At 61.5% G+C, this 21,422-nt stretch carries 22 protein-coding genes; 15 read left to right on the forward strand and 7 right to left on the reverse strand.

What is annotated here, in order from left to right; translation table 11 throughout:
- Positions 1 to 94 precede the first annotated feature (94 nt).
- Genes ACYU0X_RS08045 through ACYU0X_RS08055 form a run of 3 tightly spaced genes read left to right on the forward strand, consistent with a single transcriptional unit; the run spans position 95 to position 2,772 of the window.
- Positions 95 to 1,129 carry a FecCD family ABC transporter permease gene (locus ACYU0X_RS08045; RefSeq protein WP_418909182.1) on the forward strand — a complete coding sequence of 345 codons (1,035 nt, stop codon included), beginning with the start codon at positions 95 to 97 and terminating at the stop codon, positions 1,127 to 1,129.
- The gene (locus ACYU0X_RS08050; RefSeq protein WP_418909183.1) at positions 1,126 to 2,145 is read left to right on the forward strand and encodes a FecCD family ABC transporter permease; all 1,020 of its coding nucleotides are present in this window, start codon (positions 1,126 to 1,128) and stop codon (positions 2,143 to 2,145) included. Before ACYU0X_RS08045 ends, ACYU0X_RS08050 begins: the two co-directional genes overlap by 4 nt.
- Before the next feature lie 30 nt (positions 2,146 to 2,175).
- On the forward strand, positions 2,176 to 2,772 hold the full coding sequence (locus tag ACYU0X_RS08055; RefSeq protein WP_418909184.1) for a hypothetical protein: 597 nt from the start codon (positions 2,176 to 2,178) through the stop codon (positions 2,770 to 2,772).
- On the opposite strand, the gene ACYU0X_RS08060 is transcribed toward ACYU0X_RS08055, so the two are convergent.
- The gene (locus ACYU0X_RS08060) at positions 2,769 to 3,776 is read right to left on the reverse strand and encodes a hypothetical protein (RefSeq protein WP_418909185.1); all 1,008 of its coding nucleotides are present in this window, start codon (positions 3,774 to 3,776) and stop codon (positions 2,769 to 2,771) included. The two genes, ACYU0X_RS08055 and ACYU0X_RS08060, sit on opposite strands and share 4 nt — an antisense overlap.
- Before the next feature lie 3 nt (positions 3,777 to 3,779).
- Positions 3,780 to 5,507, reverse strand: coding sequence for an AMP-binding protein (locus ACYU0X_RS08065; protein WP_418909186.1), 1,728 nt, complete (start codon positions 5,505 to 5,507; stop codon positions 3,780 to 3,782).
- 222 nt (positions 5,508 to 5,729) lie between these two features.
- Between ACYU0X_RS08065 and ACYU0X_RS08070 the strand changes: the two genes are divergently transcribed.
- Positions 5,730 to 6,599 carry a VOC family protein gene (locus ACYU0X_RS08070; RefSeq protein WP_461902699.1) on the forward strand — a complete coding sequence of 290 codons (870 nt, stop codon included), beginning with the start codon at positions 5,730 to 5,732 and terminating at the stop codon, positions 6,597 to 6,599.
- On the opposite strand, the gene efeB is transcribed toward ACYU0X_RS08070, so the two are convergent.
- From efeB to ACYU0X_RS08090, 4 genes are all read right to left on the reverse strand, one after another.
- Positions 6,600 to 7,877, reverse strand: coding sequence for an iron uptake transporter deferrochelatase/peroxidase subunit (gene efeB, locus ACYU0X_RS08075; protein WP_418909188.1), 1,278 nt, complete (start codon positions 7,875 to 7,877; stop codon positions 6,600 to 6,602). It abuts the gene before it with no gap.
- Positions 7,878 to 7,882: 5 nt separating this feature from the next.
- Positions 7,883 to 9,037, reverse strand: a complete 1,155-nt coding sequence (efeO, locus tag ACYU0X_RS08080; RefSeq protein ID WP_461902700.1) for an iron uptake system protein EfeO — start codon at positions 9,035 to 9,037, stop codon at positions 7,883 to 7,885.
- A gap of 35 nt (positions 9,038 to 9,072) precedes the next feature.
- Positions 9,073 to 9,912 carry an iron uptake transporter permease EfeU gene (gene efeU / locus ACYU0X_RS08085; RefSeq protein WP_418909190.1) on the reverse strand — a complete coding sequence of 280 codons (840 nt, stop codon included), beginning with the start codon at positions 9,910 to 9,912 and terminating at the stop codon, positions 9,073 to 9,075.
- Positions 9,913 to 10,071: 159 nt separating this feature from the next.
- Positions 10,072 to 11,262 (reverse strand): thiolase family protein, encoded by a 1,191-nt coding sequence (locus tag ACYU0X_RS08090; protein ID WP_418909191.1) that lies wholly within the window; start codon positions 11,260 to 11,262, stop codon positions 10,072 to 10,074.
- 248 nt (positions 11,263 to 11,510) lie between these two features.
- Between ACYU0X_RS08090 and rpsP the strand changes: the two genes are divergently transcribed.
- From rpsP to ACYU0X_RS08145, 11 genes are all read left to right on the forward strand, one after another.
- Positions 11,511 to 11,927, forward strand: a complete 417-nt coding sequence (rpsP, locus tag ACYU0X_RS08095) for a 30S ribosomal protein S16 (RefSeq protein WP_309407364.1) — start codon at positions 11,511 to 11,513, stop codon at positions 11,925 to 11,927.
- 2 nt (positions 11,928 to 11,929) lie between these two features.
- Positions 11,930 to 12,169 carry an RNA-binding protein gene (locus ACYU0X_RS08100; RefSeq protein WP_309407362.1) on the forward strand — a complete coding sequence of 80 codons (240 nt, stop codon included), beginning with the start codon at positions 11,930 to 11,932 and terminating at the stop codon, positions 12,167 to 12,169.
- Between the two features lie 158 nt (positions 12,170 to 12,327).
- The gene (rimM, locus tag ACYU0X_RS08105) at positions 12,328 to 12,849 is read left to right on the forward strand and encodes a ribosome maturation factor RimM (protein ID WP_418909192.1); all 522 of its coding nucleotides are present in this window, start codon (positions 12,328 to 12,330) and stop codon (positions 12,847 to 12,849) included.
- A gap of 3 nt (positions 12,850 to 12,852) precedes the next feature.
- The gene (gene trmD, locus ACYU0X_RS08110; protein WP_461902701.1) at positions 12,853 to 13,689 is read left to right on the forward strand and encodes a tRNA (guanosine(37)-N1)-methyltransferase TrmD; all 837 of its coding nucleotides are present in this window, start codon (positions 12,853 to 12,855) and stop codon (positions 13,687 to 13,689) included.
- Positions 13,690 to 13,937: 248 nt separating this feature from the next.
- Complete coding sequence (gene rplS / locus ACYU0X_RS08115) at positions 13,938 to 14,297, forward strand: 50S ribosomal protein L19 (RefSeq protein WP_309407357.1); 360 nt, start codon at positions 13,938 to 13,940, stop codon at positions 14,295 to 14,297.
- Positions 14,298 to 14,310: 13 nt separating this feature from the next.
- The gene (lepB, locus tag ACYU0X_RS08120) at positions 14,311 to 14,958 is read left to right on the forward strand and encodes a signal peptidase I (RefSeq protein WP_461902702.1); all 648 of its coding nucleotides are present in this window, start codon (positions 14,311 to 14,313) and stop codon (positions 14,956 to 14,958) included.
- 485 nt (positions 14,959 to 15,443) lie between these two features.
- Positions 15,444 to 17,786 (forward strand): hypothetical protein, encoded by a 2,343-nt coding sequence (locus ACYU0X_RS08125; RefSeq protein WP_461902703.1) that lies wholly within the window; start codon positions 15,444 to 15,446, stop codon positions 17,784 to 17,786.
- Positions 17,787 to 18,106: 320 nt separating this feature from the next.
- A complete protein-coding gene (locus tag ACYU0X_RS08130) occupies positions 18,107 to 18,526 on the forward strand; it encodes a hypothetical protein (RefSeq protein ID WP_461902704.1) in 420 nt (139 codons plus the stop codon).
- Positions 18,527 to 18,668: 142 nt separating this feature from the next.
- Positions 18,669 to 19,376 carry a signal peptidase I gene (lepB, locus tag ACYU0X_RS08135; protein ID WP_461902705.1) on the forward strand — a complete coding sequence of 236 codons (708 nt, stop codon included), beginning with the start codon at positions 18,669 to 18,671 and terminating at the stop codon, positions 19,374 to 19,376.
- A gap of 9 nt (positions 19,377 to 19,385) precedes the next feature.
- Complete coding sequence (locus tag ACYU0X_RS08140) at positions 19,386 to 20,063, forward strand: ribonuclease HII (RefSeq protein WP_461902706.1); 678 nt, start codon at positions 19,386 to 19,388, stop codon at positions 20,061 to 20,063.
- 47 nt (positions 20,064 to 20,110) lie between these two features.
- Positions 20,111 to 20,431, forward strand: a complete 321-nt coding sequence (locus tag ACYU0X_RS08145) for a DUF2469 domain-containing protein (RefSeq protein ID WP_309407345.1) — start codon at positions 20,111 to 20,113, stop codon at positions 20,429 to 20,431.
- A gap of 90 nt (positions 20,432 to 20,521) precedes the next feature.
- Here the strand turns inward: ACYU0X_RS08145 and ACYU0X_RS08150 are convergent, their stop codons facing one another.
- Positions 20,522 to 21,412 (reverse strand): glycine betaine ABC transporter substrate-binding protein, encoded by an 891-nt coding sequence (locus ACYU0X_RS08150; RefSeq protein ID WP_461902707.1) that lies wholly within the window; start codon positions 21,410 to 21,412, stop codon positions 20,522 to 20,524.
- Positions 21,413 to 21,422 lie beyond the last annotated feature (10 nt).

Consider the following 21,422-nt stretch of genomic DNA (forward strand, 5'->3'; position numbering starts at 1 on the left):
TTCGTGATGACGGTTCAAAAAGAATTACGTGATGAAATTAGGTTAGGGTAAACTCATTACGCGTCACGAACAGTAGCATGAATCACCTTCTGGCGTGAATCAGCTTGTCATTCATGAAGGATCGATCATCATCACCCTCCGTCTTTCACGCCCGACCCGGCTGGCCGCGCTGCTGATCGGAGTGCTCGGCGCCGTTGTGCTCAGCCTCTGGGTCGGCAGCACCACCTCCAGTACCGCGGAAATGTTCCACGCGCTATTCACGCCCCAGGATACGGTCGCGGACATTTCCATCCGGGAGATCCGCTGGCCACGCACCGTCACGGCCCTCGCCGCCGGGGCCGCCCTCGGCGTTGCCGGAACCCTCATCCAGGGGCATACCCGCAACCCGATCGCCGAACCCGGTCTCCTGGGCATCAACCAGGGCGCGGCCCTAGCCATCGTCGCGGTGGCGACGACCAGCGGCCCGATGCAGCCCTGGCCACAGGCCCTGCTGGCCCTATTCGGTGCCCTCGTGGCCGCGGTGATCGTCTTTGGCCTAGGACAGGTCGACGGTAGCCGGGGCTCACCGGTGACGTTGATCTTGGTGGGCGCCGCCGTCACGGCGCTCTGCGCCGGGATCGTCTCCACCCTGGTGCTATTGAGCGAAGCGGCGCTGGAAACCCTGCGTTTTTGGCAGGTCGGCTCCGTGGTGCACGGCTATCACGCCTTCCTAGCGCTCTGGCCGCTGCTGGTGCTCGGCATTGTGCTCGCCGTAGCCAATGCACGGCAGCTAAACGCTCTCACCCTCGGCGAAGCCACCGCCCGCAGTCTGGGGATTACCGCGGGCCGGGCCCGGGTCATTGGGTTGGGCGCCGTCGTGGTGCTCTCTGGCTTCGCGGTGACTTTAGCCGGTCCCATCGCCTTTTTAGGCCTTCTGGTCCCACATGTGGTCCGCCGACTCTTCGGGGCCGACTATCGCTGGCTCGTACCGGCGGCGGCCGCTGCAGGGGCGCTGTTGCTGGTCTCCAGCGACATCCTCGGCCGGGTGTTGGCTCGGCCCGGCGAGTTGCCGGTGGGCGTGGTGGTGGCCATTATTGGCGCGCCGTTCTTTGTGTACGTGGCCCGGCGGCGCAAGTTGGTGTCCGTATGAAACGTCGGCACAGCTTCATCACCGCGCTGACCCTCGCCGCGGTGGCCCTCGTGTCGCTGGTCGTGCATATCAGCGTCGGCGGAACCCCGATCGCCCCGGGCGACGTGTTCACCACCTTGCTAGGCCAGGCCCCGGATCAGCGCACGGCACTGACCATCTGGGAATTTCGTCTGCCGCGCAGTGTCGCGGCGGTTTGCGCGGGAATCGGTTTGGGTGTGGCCGGTGCGCTGACGCAGACCGTGGCGCGCAACCCGTTGGCTAGCCCGGACATACTGGGCATTACCAATGGCGCGGCGGCCGGGGCGGTTGCGCTGATGGCCTTCACCAGCCAAGTCTCGGGCCTGCCGGCCGGGCTGAGCGTCTACGGACTTCCGATCGCAGCGACCCTCGGCGGCCTGCTCGCGGCCGGTGCGGTGTTCGCATTGGTCTGGCATACCTCGCTCGAGTCCAGCCGACTGGTGCTCGTGGGCATGGGAATCAGCGGGCTCTGTGCGGCCTTGACCTCATGGATGCTCACCCTAGGCGAGGTGACCAACGCCCAGCAAGCCCTGACCTGGATGGCCGGCACCGTCAACGGCGCCTCCTGGGAAGATTTGGGTGGCATGCCGATGGTCATACTTGGCATGGCCATGTTGGGCGGTCTGATGCGCAACCAACGCGAGGTGCTGGCGCTGGATTCCGATACCGCCCGTGGGCTGGGGGTGCATCTGTCGCGTGATCGCCTCATTGTGCTTGGCGTCGCGACGATTCTCGCCATTGCCGCTACCGTCATCGCCGGACCGCTAGCCTTCGTGGCGTTGGCCAGTGGCCACGCCGCCCGAATGCTGGCGCGTACGACCATTCCACCGGTACTTCATAGCGCGCTGGTGGGAGCGATCTTCGTGCTATTAGCCGATCTCATCGCCGCCCGCACCTTCTCGGTGGTGCTCCCGGCAGGCGTGGCCACCGCGGTCATTGGAGCGCCGTACCTGATCTATCTGGTACTGAACCGAAGCCGGGTGCGCGTCAATGCCTAAGTCACATTGCGTGTTGTTAGACTGCCGGGCATGAGGACGCGGAAGGTGGCCGGTACGGCACTGCTGGGGTGTGCGCTCGTACTGACCGGATGCACACCACATACGCCACCAGTGGAACCGGGTTCCTCCAGTTTTTCCTCGGAAACACCGGCTAGCCCCGTGGAGCAGGTCGAGTATCTGGACTGTGCGGATATTGACGCCTCCGTGGTTTCCGACAGACTCGGTGTTGCGGGACGTTTCGAATACACCGAGGGTGTGGTGGTCGGCGATTCCGGCGCACGTGAATTGGGGTATTGCCTCTTTATGGACGAGGCCACCAATCTCTACGTGCTCGAATACTGGCTCGGGCGCGGTGTTCAGGATCTGGCCCACTGGTTAGCCACCGATCCGCAGTTCGCCCCGGATCCTACCGGTACCCAACAGATCACCTTCGAACCGGTCGAGTCCACCGCGGATGAGGCCTTGATACAGCGCACTGTGCTGCAGTGGAAGGGCGAAGAGCTCGAGCATGTTTCGCTCTGGGCCCGCTTTGGAGACCGGGTGGTGTCGATTGCCGAGAGCGACTTTGGGCAAGTGCGCCTCAGCGAGTCCGATCTTTTGCCCCTGCTGGCCGCCTATCGGCCTTAGGGAGCACGGCGAGGGCGCCGGGGCACATCTCTGAATGCGCGGCGGGTGGCCAGCCAGGATGGCTTTTTGCCTGTGTGTGCGGCCACGAGTGACCGATAAGTGCTCATGGCTTCGCCGCGCGAGGCAAACTCCACGCAACGCGCGCCGCCGGGTAGCACCCCGCGCTGGGCGATTTCCAGCGCCATGAACGGAACCTGAGCGATGCTGAAAAGCTCCGCCGCGGCCCGGCGGCAGTCCCCGCTGGCCACGTAGCGGGCTATCTGCTCCCCAGCTCGCGCCGTGTGGGTGATCTGGGTCAGCCGTTCGATGGCTTCGGTGGTCAGCCCCGCCCACTGCGCCCGAAAATCACCCATCAGGTCCCCGGCCGGTGTGCCCGGTGGGTAGTCGGTGATGGGCCGAAGCTCATCGGCCAAGGTCAAATCGAACCGCTGCCCGCCGGCGAATAACACCAGGTCGGCGCCGTCCGCTTCGGGGGCGATCTCTATGACCTTTCCGGCCTCGTCGGGGAACGCGAAGCCACGAAACATCCGTGGACCGGTGTAGCGCGCAAAGGTGCACCCGTGCTCCTGCCAGATCTCCACGCACACCCGTCCGGCACCTGCGCTGGCCTGAATCAGATGCTCGGCCTTGAGTTCGCGGCCCACGAATAGCGTCCACGGATTCAGCTCGGGCAGCTGGGTGTCTAGACGCAGGTCCTCGCCGCGGGCCAGCTGGTCACCCACGTACGCGGTCACCGGATTGAGTTCGTCGAGCAGAAACTGGTCGGCAACCGCGGCGAGCTGGCGGTAGCTGATCCGCCCCTCGTCGTCGGCCACGGCTACTTCTTGGCCATCAACGCCGAGTAGCAGCGCGGTGGCGGCCGTATGGTCTTGGTGCAAGACCGGTTCTTCGACAAAGCCCACCACGTGGCGCAGTGCCAGTGCCTGGCCGAGACGGGACGAGAGTGTTCGATCCCGTCCGGTCACTACCAGGTCGAGGTCCGTGAAGTCGATTTCCTCCGGCATTAGCTATGCGGAGCGGTCCGCGCCGCCACGACCGGTGAGTGAAGGGAAGTCGCTGTCTCGGTACTCCCGCTCCGGGCGGCGTTGTTCGCGGTGGTGCTCAACTTCCATGCCGCGCAGTTCCACCCGGCGAATCTTGCCGGAAATGGTTTTGGGCAAATCCATGAATTCGAGGCGTCGAATGCGCTTGTAGGCCGCGAGGTGTTCACGGCAGTGCGCCAAAATGCTTTCGGCGAGGGCTTCATCCGGGGTATATCCGGCGGCCGGGACAACGTAGGCCTTGGGTACCGAGAGGCGTAAGTCATCCGGGGCCGGGACCACGGCCGCCTCGGCCACCGCCGGGTGTTCGATGAGCACGGACTCCAGCTCGAAGGGGCTGAGCTTGTAATCGCTGGATTTGAACACGTCGTCGGCGCGGCCTATATAGGTCAGCACTCCCTGTTCGTCGCGTTCGGCGATATCACCGGTGTGATAGACCCCGTCGCGGAACGCTTCGGCATTCTTCTCGTCATCCGCGAGATACCCCTTCATGAGGCCGAGCGGTCGGGGGTCGGTACGGAGGCAAATTTCGCCGACATCGCCTTCGAGCCCGGTGGCCGGGTCACGCAATATCACCTCGTAGCCGGGCATGGGGCGGCCCATGGCCCCGATGGTGATTCGCTGCGCCGGGGGATTGGCGATCTGCACCGTAGTTTCGGTCTGCCCAAATCCGTCCCGGATCGTCTGGCCCCACCCGCGGTGCACCTGATCGATGACCTCTGCGTTTAGCGGTTCGCCGGCGGAAACCAGCTTGCGCGGTGGATGCTTCAGGTGTTTCAGATCGGCTTGAATCAGCAAACGCCAGACCGTTGGCGGGGCGCAGAAGCTCGTGACCTTGTGTGCGTCCATCTGTTCCATCAGCGCTTGAGCGTCAAAGCGTTCGTAGTTATAGACAAAGACCGTTGCTTCGGCGATCCAGGGGGTGAAAAAGTTCGACCATGCATGCTTGGCCCAACCCGGTGACGCGACGTTCAGATGCACGTCGCCCGGTTCCAGCCCAATCCAGAACATGGTGCTCAGGTGGCCCACCGGATATGAGGTATGGGTGTGTTCGACAAGTTTGGCGCGTGAGGTGGTGCCCGAGGTGAAGTAGCGAAGTAGGGTTTCACCGGCTCCGGTTGGTTCGGTGAGTTCAAAGTCTGCCGGCGCAGTGAAGGAATCGGCGTAGTTCAGTTGGGTCCCGCTGGACTCGCCGATGACAATCAGCCGGTAATCACCCTCAACCGCCTCGAACTTGCTGGCGTCTGCGGCGTTGACCACCACCCATTGCGCGGCGCCGCGCTCGATCCGTTCGGTGAGATCGGCTGGGGTCAGTTGTACGGTGCACGGTATGAGAATGGCGCCCAACTTAATTCCGGCGAGCATGGTTTCCCAGAGCTGAACCTGATTTCCGAGCATCACCACGATCCCATCCCGGCGTTGCACGCCCTGATCGGCTAACCATCGGGCCAGCTGGGTCGAGCGCTCGGCCAGCTCGTGCCAGGTGCGGGTGGTGGTCGAACCATCCAATTCGGTGATGATCAGCGCCGGGGTCTGTGCACGCTGCGGGTCGGCGGCTACCTGGTCAAACCAATCGGTTCCGAAATTAAAGGTCTCAAAGCTCGGCCAGCGGAACTCGGCGCGAGCCTGGTCATAATTTTCGCGCAGTTCAAGCAACTGATCTCGGGCGGTGCGGAACCGTTGGGTGACTGTCATGGCCTGCCTCTCGCGTATATCTGCACAATTCAACTGGATGTGAGTCCGGTCACTGGTCAATATACTGCGAAAGCGCTTGTGGTGGTGGAATTGCGCCCGCGTCAGCGGTGTCCGGCATTGCTCGCGGGGTGGGCGGAGTCCTGTGACCTATCTTTTATTGAAGCTTCAAGTAAATTTCGATAGACTCGTTGTATCGGCACCACAAGGGTAGGGGAGAGAACCATGAACGTACGCAGTGATGTGAAGCTATCAGGCGATCTGGCCATGAGCACCGTCCAGCTCAAGGTCGGTGATCGTGCGCGGCTTACCGACTATTACCAGCGTGCCCTGGGACTCGAGGTACTCAGCGAAAATTCCGAATCAACCATCCTAGGCCGCGGCACCACGCATCTGGTGCAGCTCAACGACGGCAAGGGTTTGCAGCTGCCGGCGCGTTCCGAGGCGGGACTCTTCCACACGGCACTGCTCTTTGAGGATCGCAGCGATCTGGCGGCCACCGTCTACACCGCCGCACAATACAATCCGCACTCCTTTGTGGGAAGTTCGGATCACCTTGTCTCCGAGGCCTTCTACTTCACCGACCCGGAGGGCAACGGCATCGAGCTGTACTTCGACCGGCCGCGGGACACCTGGACCTGGCGCGGGGAACATGTCGCGATGGACACCATCGCCCTCGACCCCAATGACTACCTGCAGACTCACCTGAACGAGAACGCGCTACAGACCCAAGTCGAGGCCGCGGCCGCAGTGGGCCACGTGCACCTGCAGGTTGGAGACGTGGCCACCGCCAAAGATTTCTACGTCGACACCCTGGGCTTCGATATCACCTCGCAACTGGGGGACCAGGCGCTATTCGTCTCGGCCGGCGGATACCACCACCACATGGCCATGAACGTGTGGAACTCGCGCGGGGCTGGGCCGCGGCACGATACCCTCGGGCTCGGTGAGGTGCTGATCCAGCTGCCCCACGCCGACGAGGTGGGACAGCTTGCCGAACGGCTAAGCTACGCCGGCATCGAACACCACCACACCGGAGCCGAGCTGCGGTTCGGTGACCCATGGCGTAACCGGTTGCGGGTGGCCGTGGCCTAGTTAGGACTCGAAGAGCTGCTGGCCGAGGTAACCGCCTTGGCCGAACCCCGGTGGGATCGCAAAGAGGCCCGAACCGTTGGTGCGCAGGTATTCGGTCATCGCGTCGCGCGCACTCATTGCCCGTTGCAGGGGCACAAAGTGGGTGCGCGCGTCGCGCAGGAAGGCGATGAAGAAAAGACCCGCATCCAGGCGCCCGAGATCGTCCGAGCCATCGGTGTAGTTAAACCCGCGGCGCAGGATCCGCGCCCCGTCATGCTGCTGCGGATGCACCACCGCCACATGCGAATCGGCGGGAATCAGCGGTCCGTTGGATCCCTGCAGTGAAAAATCGGGTGCGCTGAATTCATCGCCGCCCGATAACGGCGCCCCGGTGCCCTTGGTGCGTCCGACGATCTGTTCCTGTTCGCCCAAGGGGGAGCGGTCCCAGGTTTCAATATGCATCCGGATGCGCCGGGTCACCATGTAGGTTCCGCCCTCGAGCCACGGCTGATCGCCGTCGGCAACCCACACATGTTCGTTCAGGGCCTGATGATCTTCGGCGAGGATATTCGCGGTGCCATCCTTGAAGCCAAAGAGATTGCGTGGCGTGCGCTGCGAGGTGGTGGTCTTCGCCGTACGTCCGAAACCGATCTGTGAGGAGCGGACCCGTACCGCGCCAAAACCAATACGTGCCAGGTTGCGGATGGCGTGCACCGCAACCTGCGGATCGTCGGCGCAGGCTTGGACGACGATATCGCCGCCGGTGCGCTGCGACTCGAGCATATCGCCGGCAAAATGGGGCAGCTCGATCAGTGCCTCGGGCAGCTTCGCGCGCAGCCCAAAACGATCCCGCCCCTCGGCATCGACAAACAGGGAACGCCCAAAGCCGACCGTGACCGTCAGGTTGGCGGCCGACAGGTCCAGCGCTTCGCCGGTATCTTCCGGTGGCGCGTCATAGCCGCCATTGAGCGCGCCACCGGCACCGATAGGTTCCCCGCGGGTCAGCGAGGCAATGGCCGTGCTCCACTTCGTGAGTAGGTCCACTAGCTCGGCGCGGTCCGTGGCGGTGACATCGAAAACGGCCAGGTGCATCCGCTCCTGCGCCGCGGTGGTGATGCCGGCTTGATGCTCGCCGAAGCAATCGACGACCGCCTCCTTGGTGGTGGAAGCATCGGCTGGCTGTCGACCGAGCGCGGCATAGCCCAGTGCGCCCAAGGCTAAACCGGCACCACCGGTGCCTGCGGCGGTGAGAAGGTTACGCCGCGACATTCCGCTGCGTTGTGGTTCCTGCTGCCCCATGATGCCTACTTGACGACCGCGGCGGTCAGCTTCGACAGCGGCTCGGAGAGTGCATCCACCCCGGCGGCCAGTTCCTGGACCTGCTGCTTGGTCAGCTCATCGTAGAAGACGAAGCCATCACCCTTGCGGTAAGCATCGAGCTGCTGCTGCAAGGAGGCGAAATTCTTCTCCAGGGTCCGCTCCAACTCGGCATTGGACTCGGCCAGCAGCGGACGCAGGTCCTCGAAAGCGATGCGTGCGCCCTCGAGGTTGGCCTGGAAATCCCACAGGTCGGTGTGGGAGAAGGTTTCTTCCTCGCCGGTCACCTTGTCGGTGGCCACCTCGTCAAGCAGTTCCTTGGCGCCGTTGGCCAGCTTATCGGCGGTGTACTCAAGTTCCTGGGTGCGCGTGTACAGCTCGTGGGTGTTCTTGACCATCTGCTCGGCCACGGCGGTGCGTTCGGCCTGGGTCATCTTGGTGTAGTCGGCCGGGGCCCACAGATCCTTTTCGGCGCGGTGCCAACCGGTGAACTCTTGGCCTTCTTCCAGATCGGCTTCGCGGGCGTCGAGAATCGGATCGAGATCGCCAAAGGACTCCGCGACCGGTTCAATGCGTTCCCAGTGCATGCGAACCGCCGGATACAGGGCCCGGGCCTGCTGCTCGTCGCCGGCGCTAAAGGCCTTGGCGAATTCTTCGGTGCCGCGCACCAGCTGCTCGGTCTGGTCCTTCACATAGGCGGCGTAGAGGTCGGTGGCCTCCTGCTGAAGCTTGGCCCGATCGGCGTTGACCTGTTGTCCCTCGGGCGCGGCGGTTACCGTGAAGTCGGCGCGAATACCGTCGCCCACCATGCCGGGCTTGCAGGCGGTGAAGTACTTGCCCTCGGGGGCGGAGACCACCAGGTCACGGGTCAGGCCGGGACCGATGTTCTCCACTTCACCCACGATGCGAAGCCCGTCCTCGGCCAGCAGGTAGAACTCGGTGACCTCGCTGCCGTCGTTTTTCACGTTGAAGGTCAGTGTGCCGCCGGGAGCGCTCTGGGTAGCGACCTGGCAGGAATCGGCGGTGCTCACCACGTTGATGGCGCCGTTCGCGGAACCTTCGCTGGGGTTATTGTCCGTGCAACCGGTCACGGCCAGAGCGGTTACGGCCAACAGGGCGGCTGGTGCGAGTGCTTTGCGCATGTAAATGTTCCTCAAGGGTTGTCGGTGATGGAGAGTTAGTTCGCGGTGGCCGCGGCGGAAGTAGCGCGCTGTCGACCGGTGATCGAGCGCAAGTACAGGGCCATAACGGGCACCACGTAGAGGACCCAGGTGGTTGCCTCGAGCCAAGTGGTTGCCGGTGAGAAGTTGAAGACGCCCTTGAGCAGCGTCCCGAGCAGCGAGCCGGGGGCAATGGTGTGCGAGACGTCGAAGGCCAGGTGGTGTAGGCCCGGTAAGACCCCGGCTTCCTGCAGGTCGTGCACTCCGTAGGCCAGTACGCCGCCGGCGATGATCACCAAGGCGACACCGGTCCAGCGGAAGAAGGCTCCCAGATTGATCCGGAGCACTCCGCGGTGGAGGAGGGCACCGAGCAGGACCGCGGTCACGATGCCCAGCAGGGCGCCGAGCAGCGGCTGCCAGGTGTCGGCGGAGGTGCGTGCGGCCGCCCAAATAAACAGCGCCGTTTCCAGGCCTTCGCGGCCCACGGCGAGGGCGCCGACCATGACCAAGGCCCAGCCCGAGGAGCGTTCGGCGGCCGAATCCACATGATCACGCAGGTCGCTGGCCAGCGAGGTGGAGGCCTTGGCCATCCAGAAGATCATCCAGGTCACTAACCCGACAGCCACAATCGACAGGCCACCGCCGATAAGTTCCTGGGCTTGGAAGGTCAGGCCACGGGGGCCGAAGGTCAGCAGCGCGCCGAAGCCCAAGGAGATCGCTACCGCCAGGGCCACGCCCATGTAGATGCGGGGAAGTAGCTCACGACGTCCGGTCTTGCTCAGGTAGGCGATGAGTAGCACCACGATCAAAACCGCTTCGAGCCCTTCGCGTAGCCCGATGAGATAGTTACCGATCATTAGCCAACCCCTGAAAGTGCTTTACCTTGTGTCGCGTATCTGTGCGGGCGCGCCGGGCGATGATCCTCGTACCGGGGCGCTGGTCACTGCGATGTCCAGAGCTAAGGCTAACCTACTCAATGGGGTTCGAAAAAGATGATGAAAGGGTTCGCTATGAATTTAGTGCACCGCGCGTAGCAGTGCGGCAATCCCTTGCCCGCCGCCAATGCAGAGGGACACGATGGCGTATTCATGATCGCCGCGAGCCAGTTCCATGGCTGCGCGCAGGGTCAGAATCGCTCCGGTGGCGCCCACCGGGTGCCCGAGTGCGATGGCCCCTCCATAGGGATTGACTCGCTCGGGATCTAGACCTGCATCTCGAATGACCGCGAGGGCCTGTGCGGCAAATGCCTCGTTGAGTTCGATGACACCCACCCGCTCGAGGTCCACGCCGGTGCGCTCGAGTAAGCCCCTGATGGCTGTGACCGGGGCATAGCCCATGAGCGCCGGGTCGTAGCCGGTGACCTCGACGTGTTCCAGCGTGGCGAGCACGGGCAAATTCTGCGCCCGAGCATCGGAGAGGCGCGCTAGGGCCATGACCGCCGCTCCGTCGTTGACGCCCGAGGAATTACCCGCCGTGACCGTACCTTCGGCGGCGAAGGCCGGAGCTAAGGCCGCGAGCGATGCGCCGGTGGTGTCGGGGCGTGGATGCTCATCGCGTTCGGGCTCGGAATGGCCCAGCAGGCTCTGATCAATGATTTCTTCGGCGAAGACCTGCCGTGCCCGCTCGCTGGCGGCCCGCCGTTGCGAACGGAGCGCGAAGTCATCTTGGGCGCTGCGGTCGATGCCGAATTTTTCGGCCACATTCTCCGCCGTCGTACCCATGTGCCGATTGCTGAACGGATCGGTCAGCATCGCCAGGGTGCCGTTGAGCAGTTTGCGGTGTGACAGTTTCGGTCCGCCGTGGCCGGCATAGTCAAGATAGGGCATGGAGGTCATGGACTCGTTGCCGCCGGCGAGCACGACATCGTTGATCCCCAGGGCCAGGGATTGCGCCGCGGAGAACACTGCTTGCAGTCCGCTACCGCAGAGCCTATTGACGTTCATGGCTCGGGTGGTTTGCGGCAGGCCCGCTCCCAGTGCGACTGCGCGAGCGTTATAGGATTCGGGGCCCACTTGGCCGATGCAACCGAGGATTACCTCGTCGACGTCCTCTGGCGCCAGAGCGCTACGCTGCAGTGCGCCGCGCGCGGCGGCTATGCCTAGGTCCGTGGTACTAAGCGAAGCGTATTGCCCGCCGTAGCGGCCGGTGGCGGTGCGCGCTCCGGCTAGGATGGCGATTTTTGTCCGGGAGAAGGTAGCTTCGCTCATGTTCTTTATGGTTCGGCACCGGGAGGATAATGTCTAGGGTGCGGGCCAAGCGCAACGAGGCGTAGCTAACAAGCGCCCCGGTTGGTCAACTTTGGCACTCTCTGGCATAATTGCAGGGTACTCGATTTGCCGCGGCCCCTCTCTCTGCGGTGGATCCTGTCCATTCTAGAGTCACAGTAGTATGGCCTGCCCCACAGGAGCAGAACCTATGGCTCGACCTTTGTTGAGAAACAGGAGTGACCACTAAAGTGGCCGTTAAAATTCGTCTGAAGCGCTTCGGTAAGATGCGCGCACCGTTCTACCGCGTCGTGATCATGGACTCGCGCGCCAAGCGCGATGGCCGTGCCATCGAGGAGATCGGCAAGTACCACCCGACCGAGAACCCTTCGCTGATCGAGATCGATTCGGATCGCGCTCAGTACTGGCTCTCCGTTGGTGCTCAGCCGACCGAGCAGGTTGCCGCCTTGCTGAAGATCACCGGTGACTGGCAGAAGTTCAAGGGCATCGAAGGCCAGGAAGGCACCCTGAAGGTTGCCGAGCCTAAGGCTGAGTTCGTTGCTCCGAACAAGGGCTCGGTCATCCTTCCGGAGGCCATCACCCCGAAGGCTGAGAAGGTTGCCGAGACCGAGGCTCCTGCCGAGGCTGAAGCTACCGAGGCTGAGTAATCATGCTCGTTGACGCGTTGGACCATCTGGTACGCGGGGTAGTCGAGGAGCCGGAGGACGTTCAGGTAGCCCTGAAGTCCACCCGCCGCGGCGACTTGCTCGAGGTTCGTGTGAATTCCGAGGATCTCGGTCGAGTAATCGGCCGCCAGGGACGCACCGCCCGAGCACTACGTACCGTGATGGCTGCGCTGGCCAAGGAGCCGATTCGTGTTGATGTTATCGACACGGATCGTCGCCGCTAGCCGAACACGTCAGAGGTCATGCGCAAGATGATCTCATCTTCGACAGGGAGCCTTCGCCGATTTCGGCGGAGGCTCTTTGTTCGCTTAAAATAACCTACCGGTCTATCGGTCCCCACGTGATCCGTGGCAGGGAATTCAAGGAGAATGATTCGCACACTATGCGACTGCAGGTAGCAAGAATTGGCAAGCCGCACGGCATCCGCGGCGAAGTGACGGTTCAGGTCCTCACCGACGCTCCGGAAGAACGTTTCACTCCCGGCACGGTGCTTCAGGTGGTCGACGGGCCGGTGAGCGAGCTGACCATCAAGTCGGCCCGCTGGAATAAGTCGATCCTGCTCCTGGGCTTCGAGGAAATTGCCGACCGCAATGCGGCCGAAACCTTACGTCAGGCTCGCTTGGAATTCGACAGTGACGAAGAAGAGGATGACGATTCGGACCAGTGGTACGAGCATGAGCTGCTCGACCTCAAGGTCATGCTCGATGGCACGCAGATCGGCATCGTGACCGGGCTGCGCACCAACCCGGCACAGGACCTGCTGGTGTTCGAGCGTAGCGACGGACAGGAAGTCTACCTTCCCTTTGTCGACGAATTCGTGCCCGACATCGACACCGAGGCCGGTGCGTTGAGCATTACGCCTCCGGCCGGGCTGTTGGAACTGAACGACGACGAGGAGGCCTAAATAATGCGCATCGACGTCGTGACGATCTTCCCGGAGTACCTCAAGCCGCTTGAGCTGTCGTTGATTGGCCGCGCCCAAGAGGACGGCCTGCTGTCGGTCAACGTCCAGGACCTACGCGAATTCACCTACGACAAGCACCGCACGGTCGACGACACCCCCTATGGTGGGGGCGCCGGCATGGTGATGAAGCCCGAACCATGGGGCGAAGCCCTCGACCGTATTCTGGAGAACCGCCAGGGCGATGAGAAGCCATTGTTGCTCGTCCCCTCTCCGGCCGGTGCGGTATTTAATCAGGATCTGGCCTATGCGCTGGCCGAAGAAGAGCATCTGGCCTTCGCCTGCGGACGCTACGAGGGCATTGACGAGCGCGTGATCGAACACGCTCACGAAAACTTCCGCGTCCTGCCGGTGTCCATCGGCGATTATGTACTCAACGGTGGGGAAGTGGCCGTGATGGTCATGGTTGAGGCCATTGCCCGGCTTATTCCCGGGGTGATCGGCAACCCGGACTCACTGCTCGAAGAATCGCACTCGGATGTGCTGCTGGAGTACCCGGTATACACCAAGCCCGCCGAATGGCGTGGACTGAAGGTTCCCGAGGTGCTGCTTGGGGGCAACCACGGTAAGGTTGCGCGTTACCGTCGAGATTTGCAGATTCAGCGCACCGCCGCCCGTCGGCCGGACCTCATTCAGCAACTGGATCCCAGCACCTTGAACCGCAAGGATCGCGACCAGCTCTGGCATGCCGGTTTTGCCGTTCAAGATGGCAAGGTCATCCCCAAATCCCAGTTGGACTGGGGAGACGAAACGGAGCCCGCGAACACCGCCCCAGCGGAGTAAGAGGCCAACGCCACAATTGAAGCCGCGGCCCAGACTCGCCGTAGCGGCACCGGATGTGGCAAAATTGACTCTTGGTGTGTTTTGTTCGTCTCCTGCCGCAGGGGGAGCGCGAATACAAGAAACCACCGCGCCGTGTGCCAATGCCATGCGGCGAGAACTTCCAACGAGGCCGACGCCACTTAGTGGGGTACGAGCCTAAGCAACATGGGTTAGGTGACCTGCGGCATTGATCCCAAGGAGATGCTCTCATGCATATTCTTGACTCTGTCGATGCAGCTTCGCTGCGTTCCGACGTTCCTGCTTTCGGTCCGGGCGACACCCTGAAGGTGCACGTCAACATCATCGAAGGTAAGAACTCCCGCGTTCAGGTCTTCCAGGGTTACGTGCTCGGCCGTCAGGGCCGCGGCATTGGCGAGACCTTCACCGTTCGCAAGGTCTCCTTCGGTGTCGGCGTTGAGCGTACCTTCCCGGTACACTCCCCGATCATCGAAAAGATCGAGGTTGTCTCCCGCGGTGACGTGCGTCGTGCCAAGCTGTACTACATGCGCGATCGTCACGGTAAGGCTGCTCGCATCCGCGAGAAGCGCGACTTCGGTGGCAAGAAGTAATCCGACTCTTTCAATGAATCGGAGTGCCCGCCTAGAGCGAGCAACAACGAAGCGCCGGACCCTTACCTGGGTCTGGCGCTTCGCCGTTCTCGCCATAATCCTCGCCCTCATCGCGACGCTAGTCGTGCGTAATACCGTCTTCGACGTCTTTCGTATCGAATCGGTTTCGATGCAACCGACCGTCAACCCTGGACAGAGCATCGGCGTTAACCGAACCGCCTACCATGAGACCGCCGTGCAGCGCGGGGATGTGATCGTCTTTGACGGCCGAGGATCGTTCGATCCATATCAACGGGATGACTTCCTGCAACTTATGGGCCGTACGTTGCGGCTAACTGGCGGGGACAGCACCTATGTCAAGCGGGTTATCGGCGTCGCCGGAGACACCGTCTCCTGCTGTGGCCCGGATGGGCGAGTGCAAATCAACGGGCAGTCAATTGACGAGCCCTATCTATATCCGGGTAACGCACCAAGCGAGCAGCTCTTTACCGTGGAAGTCCCAGAGGGCCGCGTGTGGGTCATGGGGGACCACCGTGCACGTTCCGAGGACTCGCGGTCTTTGCTCGGGTCCAGTGGCGGTGGCATGATCCCGGTCGAGCGCATCTTGGGTAAGGCGACGAAAGTTATTTGGCCGTTATCTGATACCAAACCCTTGCGCTAGGTTATCGCCGGGGTCTACAGTTCCGGAAGAGATTCTCGGTAGTGAGGACTTGCTCGGGCCGACTTTTGAGCGGGCTCAGTCGTGGTTTTGGCCGCGTAACACGCGAACCCTGAGAAAAATTTTGAAAAATCTTCGAGCTTTCTAGGTGTCTTGCTCAGCAGTAAAGCTTGAAAATAGAAGTTTTTGCCCGCCACTCTGACTCATCCGGATGTAGCGCAACGCACACATCGCTGATTAGGCATGTTTTCGCGTTCGCCGATAGATAACTCTGGAATCCCGTTGAACGTCGAGGCGACAAGCATGGCTACTCGTGTCCAGCAAACACTCAGAAAACCGGCCGGATGGGTAGTTCTACCCCCTCGGACGGCTTGAATTGGCTAATCTCAAGCAGATATTGTTTCGATTTGGTAACAGTACTGTGCGCAGACCGGTGAGATGCACACTCCCGTTTCGCACTCGCACCAAACAACTTGGGAGAAGCATTAATGCCACATCCACAAAAGAAGAACGCGCAGCGCGGCGTCGTTGCTGCCGCGGCCACCGCACTGGTGGTCGGCGGTAGCTTCATCGCTCCTGCCGTCGCGGCTGATAAGGCGATCGAATCGCCGGCCGCCCAGACGCCGGCCACGACGACCGACTCCGGTGTGGACACTCGTGGTCTCAAAGAAGCTGTCAAGGAAGACCTCGGCAAGGACCTAGACCAGTATCTAGAAGAGTCGAAGGTCAGCAACGCCGTCTCGGACGCCAAGCAGAAGCTAGCCGAAGAAGGCATCAAGGCCAGCGCCTCGGTTAAGGATGGCAAGGCCACCATCGAGGTCGCCACCAAGGACCAGAAGGCCGCCGCTAAGGTAGTCGCCGCCAGCGCCGCCCCGAAGGCGATCAAGCTTGTCGCCAAGGTCGGCAAGGTCTCGACCGTAGGCGAGGTCTACAAGGAGTTGGCAGAGAACGTCGCTCCGAAGGAATTGAGCCGCCTGACCGCTGTCGTCAGCGACGGTACTCCAGGACAGTTCACGATCATCGCGGCCGGCCCGGCTCAGATCGAAAAGTCGAAGAAGACCGCTGCGACCGCTTCGGTCAGCGGTGGACTTACCCTTGAGCAGTTCGCGAGCCAAGCCCCGAACGTCGAACTCAACGAGACCAAGGCCGTAGTTGATGGCAAGGGCAAGGACAAGGTCCACGCTAAGCCAGCTGCTGCCAACGATGTCTTCGGTGGCATGGGCTACGGTGCCGGAACCACTCAGAACACCGCCGAGGGCTTGTGCTCCTTCGGTTTCAGTGGCTGGACCACCGATGGCAAGGACGCCGCAATCTCAGCCGGTCACTGCACCCAGGACGACGCCTTCAAGTTCGTCTCCTTGGTCGAGCAGGATATGCCGGATGATCCGAACACCGCGCTCGGCGCTCCAATGGGACAGTTCACCTTCTCCCAGTTTGGTGGACCGAACCACGCTGGCGTTGTGCCGGATGAGAACACCACCGAACAAGACATCGTCGATGCCGCAGGTACCGATATCTCGGCCATTGACAAGACCAACGCCGACCTGAACATGCAGCCAGGCGTCTCCAAGTGGGCCGAAGGCAAGGACGAGCGCGACGAGACCGTCAAGGTCACTGGCGTTTCCAAGGCCGTCATCGGCTCCGAGGTGTGCTCGGTGGGTCGAACCACCGGCTGGAGCTGTGGCGAGGTCATTTACGAAGGCCTCTTCACCGTCGGCGGCTACAACGACGACATCCGCGTCGTGAACGGTTTCGCCTCCACCAACCCGGGCCAGACCGTTCTGGACCAGGGCGACTCGGGCGGCGCCGCACTCATCGGCACCAAGGCTGTTGGTATCAACTCGGCGACTCACGCGGGCGATGACGCCGTAGAAAACACGACCGACGACTTGGCCATGTACACCGACCTTCAGGAGGGCATGTCCGTCCTGAACTCGGCCACCGGCGAAAACTACCAGGTGAAGTTCTTCGTGAACGCTCCGGTCGTCGTTACCCCGGAGAACGGTGCAACCGTTGAGCCAGGCGCAACCATCACCGGTAAGGTCGAAGGCGCTGCTGCTGGTACCAGCGTTCAGGTCATCGTCAATGGCGAGGTCATTGCCACCGTTCAGGTGGGCTCCAATGGCACCTTCACCTTCAACGCCCCGGAGACCGAAGGAGAATTCTCCTTCACTCTGAAGGCAAAGAACGGTTACAACGTCTCGGCTAACACGCAGGGATCGGTCATCGTGGCCGCACCTGAGCCAACTCCGACCCCGACTCCGACCGAGGAGCCGACTGCAACTCCGACTCCGACCGAGGAGCCGACTGCAACTCCGACTCCGACCGAGGAGCCGACTGCTACCCCGACTCCGACCGAGGAGCCGACTGCAACTCCGACTCCGACCGAGGAGCCGACTGCTACCCCGACTCCGACCGAGGAGCCGACTGCAACTCCGACTCCGACCGAGGAGCCGACTGCTACCCCGACTCCGACCGAGGAGCCGACTGCAACTCCGACTCCGACCGAGGAGCCGACTGCTACCCCGACTCCGACCGAGGAGCCGACCGCAACTCCGACCGAGTCTGAGGAGCCGACCGAGGAGCCAAGCAAGTCGGACGAGCCTACTGCAACCCCGACCGAGTCCGAAAAGCCGACTCAGACCGAGGAGCCGACCAAGTCGGAGCAGCCAAGCAAGTCCGAGGCACCGAAGAAGGAACAGCCTAAGAAGGACGATCCTTTGGCTGAAACCGGTTCGAGCGCCGCTCCGCTGGTTGCTGCCGGTGGCGCACTAGCACTGATCGGTGCACTCTTCCTGATGCTTCGCCGCGGCACCCGTCGCCACGGCTAGTCCGGAACGAACCTAGCGTGTCCCTGACCGACTAGGTAGATAATGCCCCCGTCACCATTCGTGGCGGGGGCATTATCACTTGAATCACACATGAAACTCTCTGCTTCTATGCCGGGATATCGACTAATTTTGGAAGCCATAGCTTCTATTGGGTAGGTGTATCTATGAACATCAAGACATCCAAAAACATCAGCGGCATCGGACTTGCCGCATTCACCGTGGCCTCCGCGCTGTTTTTGAGCGGTTGTGGCAATGGGGCAGGAGCCCCTAACAGTTCAGAACCCGAGCCAACGGCCTCTTCCTCGCAGCAGGAGTCATCGATGGATCAAGAAAAACTGTTGGATCTCTCCGAGCGGTTGACCGACTCTTTGGGAACCAGCTTGGGTCAGACCTGGATCAGTGACGGAAAGCTACATGTTTCCACAACCGACGAATCCAAGGTTTCCGAGATCGAAGCCGCCGGTGCGGTACCTCATGTGGTGGACTACTCCGCCGCCGACCTCAACGAGGCGATTACTAAGGTTATGGAATGGCAGGGGAGCCTTGAAGGCCCGCTGAAAACCGCAATCCATGGCTACTACATGAATCCGGAAGACGGTGGCTTGACCCTGATGGTCGACGTTGGCCAGTTCGAGAGCATCGAAAAGCTATTCAATGAGCAGAAACCGATCGGGGACATTCCGGTAACACTGAAGAAGAGTGCCGGACCAGCCTCACCGGCGATGATGACCAAACCGTAAGAGAACAAAAACCTATAGCATCGAGTCGGCCCGTCTTCGGAGGATGGGCCGACTCAGTGCATTAATGATTGCGCCCATCGGTAGATCCCCACCACGGTGCGATAGTGTTACAGAGTAACTCCCGAAAGGTAAAACTCGAATCGTGACATCTGAACCAGTCAACCCGCCTGACGCAATTCACGGCCTCGCATATCGCATCTGGCGCTCGGTCCGGGAGATCCTGTTGATCCTGGTCATTGCGATCGGACTGTCGCTCATCATCAAGACCTTCTTCTTTCGGGCGTACTACATTCCCTCGGGTTCGATGGAAAATACCCTGCAGATCAACGACCGAATCTTCGCCAACCTCATGGTACCCGGGCCCTTTGATCTCGAGCGCGGGGACGTGGTGGTTTTCCGGGATGACCTCGACTGGTTGCCGCCCTTGGACGATGATCCCAACTTTGTTGAATCCGCATTGAGCTTCGTGGGCGTGCTCCCGGCCGCCGACGAACAGTACTTGGTGAAACGAATTATTGGAATGCCAGGGGACACCGTCGAGTGCTGTTCCGCGGACGGCAAGCTGACGATCAACGGTACGGCCATTGATGAGCCCTACGTGTACGCCGGCAACGCACCCAGCGACATGGAATTTAAGGTCACCGTTCCGGAAGGGAAAATCTGGGTGATGGGTGACCACCGTGCCGCGAGCGCCGATTCCCGTTTCCATACGGATATCCAAGGGGGCTTCGTTGACCTCGATAGTGTCCAGGGCAAGGCATCGGTCATTTCGTGGCCTATTAGCCGCTGGGGCGGCATTGATTCCCATAGCGAAACCTTTGCCCAAGTTCCCGCCCCCAGCACACCCTAGCGAGGCGACATGGCAGGACGAGCAGTCACAGTAACGACCCTCGAGCACGAACTGGCGCTGGCTGCGGCTCACCAAGTGCGCTACATCGGGGCGGTCGACGAAGTGGGCCGCGGTGCCCTCGCCGGGCCCATCAGCGTCGGCGCGACCGTGCTGGACACCACCGCGCTGGTCTCATTTCCCGAACTGCGTGATTCGAAGTTGCTTTCCGCGGCCAAGCGGGAGAGCTTCGTCGAAGAGATCCGTTCGTGGGCCGTCGGTTACGGCGTTGGGCATGCCAGCGCCCAAGAGGTCGATGATCTAGGTGTGACGGCGGCCTTGCGACTGGCGGGCACACGAGCCCTCGCGGCCTGTGCGGTCGCCCCAGAGGCAATCCTGCTAGATGGCAGTTATGACTGGCTGACGACACCGGAGAGCAACCTGCTCGATCTGCTGGCGCCACCGACCGAAGAATCCGGGGTGAGCGTGCCGGTGCGCACCATCATCAAAGGCGATATGCAATGCCAGGGGATTGCCGGCGCCTCGATCCTCGCGAAGGTCGAACGAGACGCCTTGATGGAATGCTATGCAGCGGAATTTCCCGTGTATGGTTGGTCGGAAAACAAGGGTTATGCGACGGCAAGTCATCGTCAGGCGATCGCAGAGCACGGGGCCTGTCACTTACATCGGCGAAGCTGGAATCTTACGTAGCACGAACAGGGCTTCCGGTACAGTCACCGTCACCAAAGGAGAATACGATGGGCGCAGAAGATCTCGAGAATTACGAGTCCGATCTTGAGCTGCAGCTTTACCGCGAGTACAAGACGGTCGTTGGGCTATTCAATTACGTCGTAGAAACCGAGCGTCGATTCTATTTGGCGAATCAGGTAGAAGTGGCCACCCGGTCCAATGAGGGAGAGGTCTACTTTGAATTGAGCCTGACCGATGCGTGGGTATGGGATGTTTACCGGCAGGGTCGTTTCGTGAAGTCGGTCAAGGTTCTGACGTTCAAGGACGTCAATATCGAGGAACTTAACCGGGAAGAACTTGAGATTCCTAAAGAGGGGCTGGGCAGTTAACACCAGCTAAAAGTCAGAGAACCGGTGTTCGTTGCCCTTGATCATAAGGGCAGCGAACACCGGTTCTCTGGTTTGAAGGTCGAATACCGACTATTCGGTCATGGCGGAGACAACCTCAGGGTTTTCTTCCATCCACTGCTTGACCAGTGGCTGGTAGTCATCGGTATCGTTCTCGACGAAGAGAAGATTTTCCAGATCGTAGAGGGTGTCCAGATCCATCTTCCAGTCGCCGACCCAACCGGCAACCTCGGGGAAGTCATCGGCGAAACCGGTGCGCGAGTAGCTGTGCAATGATTCCGTGCCGCCTAGGGCACCCTTGGGGTCTTCGAGGTTCTTGATCGGGAAGACGCCGTTGGCCCAGTGCGGCTCCCACAGGGTCACCACAATGTTCTCGCCCTTATCGGTGGCCGACTTCAGCTCGGTGAGCATCGCAGCGGTCGAACTGGTCGAGAAGTCCATATCATCCAGACCGTACTCGGGGATGACCTTCTTCTCCATGGTCTCGGTCAGACCTGCGCCCGGCTCGATACCCACGATCTTGTTATTGAAGTCATCGGCATGCTCGGCCAACTCGTCCAAGGAGTCGATCGGAGCATCCTTGTTGACCGCAACGGTGAGCTTCGACTCGTCGTTCCATGCACCCAAGTCCTCCATCTTGTCCCCATAATCCTCGATGTAGGTGGCGTGGGTGACAGGTAGCCAGACGTCGGTCGTCAGATCGTAGTCGCCGGTGGATAGACCGGAGAAGAGCGGGGCAGGGTCAGCGTATTTGAGCTCTACGTTGTATCCCTTGTCTTCGAGTACGGCCTTCCACAACTCGCTCGTGGCGATACCCTCGTCCCAGCCGTTGAACACGGCGATGGTGATGTCCTTGCTCTCACCCGAGGCGCTTGGCTCACCGCCACCACCGCTGCCGCACGAAGTCAGCGCAAACAGACCAGCAAGGGCCAGCGCCGTGGTTTTCATTAGAGGTTTCTTCATGATGATTCCT

The sequence above is a fragment of the Glutamicibacter sp. X7 genome (assembly GCF_054889245.1).

Bases quoted from the DNA above. Each gene is read 5' to 3' on its own strand.
- ACYU0X_RS08060 (WP_418909185.1), bottom strand. From the start codon at position 3,776: ATGCCGGAGGAAATCGACTTCACGGACCTCGACCTGGTAGTGACCGGA.
- ACYU0X_RS08130 (WP_461902704.1), top strand. From the start codon at position 18,107: ATGGATCAAGAAAAACTGTTGGATCTCTCCGAGCGGTTGACCGACTCT.
- ACYU0X_RS08150 (WP_461902707.1), bottom strand. From the start codon at position 21,412: ATGAAGAAACCTCTAATGAAAACCACGGCGCTGGCCCTTGCTGGTCTG.
- ACYU0X_RS08070 (WP_461902699.1), top strand. From the start codon at position 5,730: ATGAACGTACGCAGTGATGTGAAGCTATCAGGCGATCTGGCCATGAGC.
- lepB (WP_461902702.1), top strand. From the start codon at position 14,311: ATGAATCGGAGTGCCCGCCTAGAGCGAGCAACAACGAAGCGCCGGACC.
- trmD (WP_461902701.1), top strand. From the start codon at position 12,853: ATGCGCATCGACGTCGTGACGATCTTCCCGGAGTACCTCAAGCCGCTT.
- ACYU0X_RS08140 (WP_461902706.1), top strand. From the start codon at position 19,386: ATGGCAGGACGAGCAGTCACAGTAACGACCCTCGAGCACGAACTGGCG.
- ACYU0X_RS08055 (WP_418909184.1), top strand. From the start codon at position 2,176: ATGAGGACGCGGAAGGTGGCCGGTACGGCACTGCTGGGGTGTGCGCTC.
- efeU (WP_418909190.1), bottom strand. From the start codon at position 9,912: ATGATCGGTAACTATCTCATCGGGCTACGCGAAGGGCTCGAAGCGGTT.
- ACYU0X_RS08065 (WP_418909186.1), bottom strand. From the start codon at position 5,507: ATGACAGTCACCCAACGGTTCCGCACCGCCCGAGATCAGTTGCTTGAA.
- efeO (WP_461902700.1), bottom strand. From the start codon at position 9,037: ATGCGCAAAGCACTCGCACCAGCCGCCCTGTTGGCCGTAACCGCTCTG.
- ACYU0X_RS08145 (WP_309407345.1), top strand. From the start codon at position 20,111: ATGGGCGCAGAAGATCTCGAGAATTACGAGTCCGATCTTGAGCTGCAG.
- rimM (WP_418909192.1), top strand. From the start codon at position 12,328: ATGCGACTGCAGGTAGCAAGAATTGGCAAGCCGCACGGCATCCGCGGC.
- ACYU0X_RS08125 (WP_461902703.1), top strand. From the start codon at position 15,444: ATGCCACATCCACAAAAGAAGAACGCGCAGCGCGGCGTCGTTGCTGCC.
- ACYU0X_RS08050 (WP_418909183.1), top strand. From the start codon at position 1,126: ATGAAACGTCGGCACAGCTTCATCACCGCGCTGACCCTCGCCGCGGTG.
- ACYU0X_RS08090 (WP_418909191.1), bottom strand. From the start codon at position 11,262: ATGAGCGAAGCTACCTTCTCCCGGACAAAAATCGCCATCCTAGCCGGA.
- efeB (WP_418909188.1), bottom strand. From the start codon at position 7,877: ATGGGGCAGCAGGAACCACAACGCAGCGGAATGTCGCGGCGTAACCTT.
- ACYU0X_RS08100 (WP_309407362.1), top strand. From the start codon at position 11,930: ATGCTCGTTGACGCGTTGGACCATCTGGTACGCGGGGTAGTCGAGGAG.
- rplS (WP_309407357.1), top strand. From the start codon at position 13,938: ATGCATATTCTTGACTCTGTCGATGCAGCTTCGCTGCGTTCCGACGTT.